Source organism: Streptomyces sp. SID5785 (genome assembly GCF_009870065.1).
In the GTDB taxonomy this organism is placed as follows: domain Bacteria; phylum Actinomycetota; class Actinomycetes; order Streptomycetales; family Streptomycetaceae; genus Streptomyces.
Map to the genome: position 1 here is coordinate 1 of NZ_WWIA01000690.1, position 4,947 is coordinate 4,947.

5 protein-coding genes and 1 pseudogene are annotated in these 4,947 nt (G+C 72.5%); 2 read left to right on the forward strand and 4 right to left on the reverse strand.

All coding sequences use genetic code 11. The features are described from left to right. Positions 1–290: pseudogene (locus tag GTW43_RS22610) on the reverse strand (endonuclease NucS domain-containing protein); the annotation flags it as partial. Positions 291–600: 310 nt separating this feature from the next. Here GTW43_RS22610 and GTW43_RS22615 point away from each other — a divergent pair. After that, positions 601–993: an SCO5389 family protein gene (locus GTW43_RS22615; RefSeq protein WP_161303853.1), complete on the forward strand. Its 393-nt coding sequence runs from the start codon at positions 601–603 to the stop codon at positions 991–993. Between the two features lie 107 nt (positions 994–1,100). Here GTW43_RS22615 and GTW43_RS22620 read toward each other — a convergent pair whose 3' ends face one another. Next, complete coding sequence (locus GTW43_RS22620; protein WP_161303854.1) at positions 1,101–2,135, reverse strand: LLM class flavin-dependent oxidoreductase; 1,035 nt, start codon at positions 2,133–2,135, stop codon at positions 1,101–1,103. 210 nt (positions 2,136–2,345) lie between these two features. On the opposite strand from GTW43_RS22620, the gene GTW43_RS22625 reads away from it, so the two are divergent. Next, positions 2,346–2,672: an ATP/GTP-binding protein gene (locus tag GTW43_RS22625; RefSeq protein ID WP_161303855.1), complete on the forward strand. Its 327-nt coding sequence runs from the start codon at positions 2,346–2,348 to the stop codon at positions 2,670–2,672. Positions 2,673–2,701: 29 nt separating this feature from the next. Here GTW43_RS22625 and GTW43_RS22630 read toward each other — a convergent pair whose 3' ends face one another. Together GTW43_RS22630 and GTW43_RS22635 are read right to left on the reverse strand one after the other, a co-directional pair. Beyond that, positions 2,702–3,574 carry an ABC transporter permease subunit gene (locus GTW43_RS22630; RefSeq protein WP_161303856.1) on the reverse strand — a complete coding sequence of 291 codons (873 nt, stop codon included), beginning with the start codon at positions 3,572–3,574 and terminating at the stop codon, positions 2,702–2,704. Beyond that, on the reverse strand, positions 3,571–4,779 hold the full coding sequence (locus GTW43_RS22635) for an ATP-binding cassette domain-containing protein (RefSeq protein WP_161303857.1): 1,209 nt from the start codon (positions 4,777–4,779) through the stop codon (positions 3,571–3,573). The genes GTW43_RS22630 and GTW43_RS22635 overlap by 4 nt, the downstream gene beginning before the upstream one ends. Positions 4,780–4,947: the final 168 nt, after the last annotated feature.

Consider the following 4,947-nt stretch of genomic DNA (forward strand, 5'->3'; position numbering starts at 1 on the left):
TCCGGGTCCACGCCCAGTTCGTGCGAGGAGTCGTGGAGGATCTCCTCCATCGTGATGATCAGTTTCTCGCCCGCTTTGTTGATGACGGTCCACGTGCCCTCGTCGTCGCCGCTGCCCTCCTTCAGAGTGCACGGCGGGGACATCCAGTTGAGGGGCTTGTAGGCCCGGTCGTCCGCGTGGATGGAGACACTGCCGTCCGCCTTCACGAGGATCAGACGGGGGGCCGACGGGAGATGGGCGGTGAGCCGGCCCGCGTAGTCCACGGAGCAACGGGCGATGACAAGACGCATGGTCGGCAACGCTACTCGACCCGGACGGGTCCGCGCACTTCGCCCACCGAGGCCCGCCCCGGGCAGCCGTGACCCCTCCCCGCCGCTCCACCGGTCCAACCCTTTTGTTCCGGTAGCCCCCTGTTCGGTCGTGGCCGGTTGTGTACGAACCGTACGCGCTACGCCCTGTTGTCGTCCGGTTGCGTTGCTTACCGTAGAAGCAGGAGGTCGCGACGCGTACACGCTGCGTGCACGCAAGGCCGTGCGTGCCGTGGGCTCCTGGCCTGTCCGTCAACCCCCGCGGCCTCGCGGGGGTGTGAGAGGAGAACCCATGTCGCTCGACGTCTCACCGGCCCTGTTGGAACAGGCCGAGCGAGGCGAGGTCGACGAAGCCGACTTCGTCGACTGCGTCCGGACCTCCCTGCCTTACGCGTGGGAGATGATCAGCTCCCTGGTGGCCCAGTTGAAGGTCGACGGCGGACCCTTCGCCGACAACCAGACGCCGCCGCCGGACGAGCAGGCACGGGGCCAGCTGCTGCGCGCGCTCGCGAGCGACGCGATACGCGGCGCCCTGCAGCGGCACTTCGGGGTGCGGCTCGCGTTCCAGAACTGCCACCGGGTCGCGGTCTTCCCGCAGGACCCGGGGGTGGACGAGACGCTCGCCCGCTTCACCTCGGCCCGTAACCAGCTGCTCAACCAGTCGCCCGAGCTGCGCGACTGCTGACGGCGCCGAGCCGGCTTCGTTTGCCGCCCCGTACGCGGGAGGTGCATCTGTACCGGGCGGCAAACACCCGCACGCCGTCGGCCCGCCCCGAGGGACCCTCCGGCCGGTCAGCCGAGCTGTACCAGGACCTCGGCTCCCAGGCGCCGTACGTTCTCCTCCGTCGCCGCGAGATCGCCGGAGCCCTCGACCAGCAGCGCGAAGCGGCTGATGCCCGTCCGCTCGGACGTGGCGGCCAGCCGGTCCGCGCACACCTGCGGGGTGCCCACGGGGTGCAGCCCGCACAGCAGCTCCGTGTACGCGTGCGGGTCGCGCATCGCGCGGGCCCGGCCGTCCACCGTCACATGCGCGTCCAGGCCCTGCTTCAGCCAGCCCGGCATCGCCTTCAGGAGCGTCTCGGCGGCCTCGGTGGGGCCGTCGCCGATCTGGGCCACCCCGGCGGCCACATGGGGCGCGTCGAGGATCTCCTCGGGCGCGCGCCCGGCCTCGCGCGCGCAGCGCCGCCACAGGGCGACCATCTCCGCCTTCTCGGCGTCCCCGATGTGCATGCCGAGCAGCATCGGCAGTCCGCGCTCGGCGGCCAGCCGCACGCTCCGGGGCGACGTGCACGCCACGACGACCTCCGGCCCGTCGGGCGTCGTCCCCTCGATCGCCTCCGCGGGGCGCGGCACGACGGCGACCTCGCGGAAGTCGAACCGCTCGCTGTCGCCCGCCACATGGGACCCGCCCAGCCAGCGCAGCAGCAGGTCGAGCGACTCGGGGAAGCCCGACTCGTACGCCTCGAGGCCCGCGCCGAACACCTCCAGGTCCACCCAGGGGCCGCCGCGCCCCACGCCCAGCGAGAACCGCCCGCCGGAGGTCAGGTGCAGCAGCGCCGCCTGCTCGCCCAGGGCGACCGGATGCGCCGTCGGCAGCACGCTCACCGCGGTGCCGACGCGCAGCGTCCGGGTGCGGCCGAGCAGCAGCGCGGCCAGCGTGATCGCCGAGGGACACGTCCCGTACGGCACGAAGTGGTGCTCCGCGAGCCACACGGAGTCCAGGCCTGCCTCCTCCGCCACCTCGGCCGACCGCACCGCACGGTGCAGGGCCTCCCCCTGTCCCTGGCCCGGGAACTGGGCGGCCAGTACAAACGTTCCTACGCGCATCGCACTCCTGCCTTCCTTGGCGCCGACGCGGGCACTCCCCCTGAAGGCAATAACGGGTGGCAAGTGCCAAGGACACGGCTGGGCGGGAAGATTGACAGATTTTCCCAAGACCCGCCGATCACCGCACGGGTGACGACCGTCGGGTACCCCGCTCCCGTCGGGCTACGCTGGACGGGACCCCTTCCTGCACCCCCACCCGTGAGGTGAGCCGTGTCCCCGCGTCGTAACCGCCCCAAGGCCGGCGGATCGTCCCGCAGCAGTGAGGACGAGGGGAGGCGGTACGGCGGCGCCCAGTCCACCGAGAGCTGGCAGGGCGAGGAGTGGAGCGTGCGGCACGTCGCCGGCGCCAGCGCGGCCGGCAAGACGTACCGCTGCCCCGGCTGCGACCAGGAGATCGGGTCCGGCGTCGCGCACGTCGTGGCCTGGTCCGAGTACGGGGGAGTGGACGACCGCCGGCACTGGCACAAGGCGTGCTGGAACGCGAAGGACCGCCGCACCACGAAGGTGCAGCGGTCCAGGAACGCGCCGCGCCACTAGGCGGCGGTCGGCGTGCGGCGGTCGCGGTCTCAGACGTCGCGGTTGTTGAGTGCCAGGAACGCGCCGCCGAGCGCCACGGCGGTCACGCCGAGCAGGAACCACAGCGGATCCCAGCCGGTCGGGCCGCTGCCGCCGGTGACCGAGTCGCCGTAGAGCACCGCGAGCTGGCTGGGCACCGAGTACTCGAACAGGGCCTGCTGCACGTCCTTGAGCGACTCCGCGAACATGAACATCGCGAGGACCAGCGGCAGCAGCACCAGGCCGATCATGATCGTGATCGCGCCGGCCGAGTGCCGCACCAGCGTGCCGACCGCGAGGCCGAGCAGCCCGAGCAGCGCCACGAACAGGCCGACGCCCACGGTCGCCTTGAACCACATCGAACCGCCCGGCGAGTCCGCGCCCACGATGCCGACCTGGAGCGCGCCGACGAGCGCGGCGATCACCGTGGTCAGCACGAAGACGAGCGCGAAGAAGACGAGGGCCTTCGCCGCGAGGACCCGGCTGCGGCTCGAGCAGGCCGTCATCGTCGTCCGGATCATGCCCGTGCCGTACTCCGACGCGATGGTCAGCACGCCCAGCGTCATGACGCAGATGCTGCCGAGCAGGACCCCGAAGAAGCCGAGGCTGAGCACCTCGTCCCCCTGCGGCTTCACGTCGTCGGCGGCGGCGACCACGGCGGCCGAGGCGAGCCCGAGGCCGACCATCAGGAAGATCATCACGCCGAGCGTCCACATCGTGGAGCGCACCGAGCGGATCTTCGTCCACTCGGACAGGAGCGCGTCCCCGAGGTTCGCCCGGCGCATCGGGATCGGCGAGGCGTACGAGGCACCGGCCTGCTGCCAGTCGGGCGTCGCCGGGGGCTGCTGCTGCGGGGCGGCATAGGGCGGGGGCGGCGTGCTCATCGGGCGTCCTTGTCCATGATCGGGGCGGCGGCGGGCGGCTGCGGCGCGGCCTGGGGCGGCGGGGGCTGCACCGGCGGCGCGGCCGCGTACGGGTTCTGGTCCACGGCCTGCGGGGCCGCCGCCTGCGGGGCCGCCGCCTGCGGGGCTGCCGCCTGCGGGGGCTGCGGGGCCGGGCCCTGGGGCGGCGGCGGGGCGTACCAGCCCGGCTGGCCCTGACCCGGTACCGGCATCTGCTGCGGCGCCGTCGCCCCCGGCGGCAGCGGCTGCTGGAGACCCGCGCGCTGGTCGGCGGTGGAGCGGTAGTCCACGGCGCCCTGCGTCATGCGCATGTACGCCTCCTCGAGCGAGGCCTGATGCGGTGACAGCTCCCAGAGCCGGACGTCGGCCTCGTGCGCCACGTCGCTGATCCGCGGCAGCGGCAGACCGGTGACGCGCAGCCCGCCGTCCTGCTCCGGCAGCACCTGGCCGCCGGCCTCGGCCAGCGCGGAGGCGAGCTTCTCGCGCTGCTGCGGCTCGGTGTCGGGGGTGCGGACCCGGGCGAAACCCGCGGAGTTGTGCGCGATGAAGTCCCTGACGCTCATGTCGGCGAGCAGCTGCCCGCGGCCGATCACGATCAGGTGCTCGGCGGTCAGTGCCATCTCGCTCATCAGGTGCGAGGAGACGAAGACCGTACGGCCCTCGGCGGCGAGCTGCTTCATCAGGTTCCTGACCCAGAGGATGCCCTCCGGGTCCAGACCGTTGACCGGTTCGTCGAAGAGCAGCACCTGCGGGTCGCCGAGCAGTGCGGCCGCGATGCCGAGCCGCTGCCCCATGCCCAGCGAGAACCCCTTGGAACGGCGGCTCGCGACGTCCTGGAGGCCGACGACGCCGAGCACCTCGTCGACCCGGCGGGCCGGGATGCCGGCGAGCTGGGCGAGGCACAGCAGGTGACTGCGGGCGGCCCGGCCGCCGTGCATCGCCTTCGCGTCGAGCAGCGCGCCGACCTGGCGCGGCGCGTTCGGCAGCTTGTTGTAGGGGTGGCCGCCGATGGTGACGTGCCCCGAGCTGGGCTGGTCGAGGCCCAGGATCATGCGCATCGTCGTCGACTTGCCCGAGCCGTTGGGGCCGAGGAAGCCCGTGACGGTCCCCGGACGCACCTGGAAGGAAAGGTTGTACACGGCCGTCTTCGCGCCGTAGCGCTTCGTCAGGCCGACTGCCTCGATCATTCTCCGCACCCATCGGAAGTTCTGAAAGGTTCAGGACGTCGGGGCACACGCCCCCGTAAGGGTTAGGAGGGTAGCCGAGCGCTGACGGTTCCGGCCAAGAGAGAGTAAAGGCGTGAGCGGTGCGGGGCCGCCGTCACCGGGGCGGCAGCACCCGGCCCTCGGCGGCGA

What these genes read in the sequence shown, in the direction of transcription:
- GTW43_RS22630 (WP_161303856.1), bottom strand. Translation starts at nt 3,574, where the DNA reads ATGAGCACGCCGCCCCCGCCCTATGCCGCCCCGCAGCAGCAGCCCCCG.
- GTW43_RS22635 (WP_161303857.1), bottom strand. Translation starts at nt 4,779, where the DNA reads ATGATCGAGGCAGTCGGCCTGACGAAGCGCTACGGCGCGAAGACGGCC.
- GTW43_RS22620 (WP_161303854.1), bottom strand. Translation starts at nt 2,135, where the DNA reads ATGCGCGTAGGAACGTTTGTACTGGCCGCCCAGTTCCCGGGCCAGGGA.
- GTW43_RS22615 (WP_161303853.1), top strand. Translation starts at nt 601, where the DNA reads ATGTCGCTCGACGTCTCACCGGCCCTGTTGGAACAGGCCGAGCGAGGC.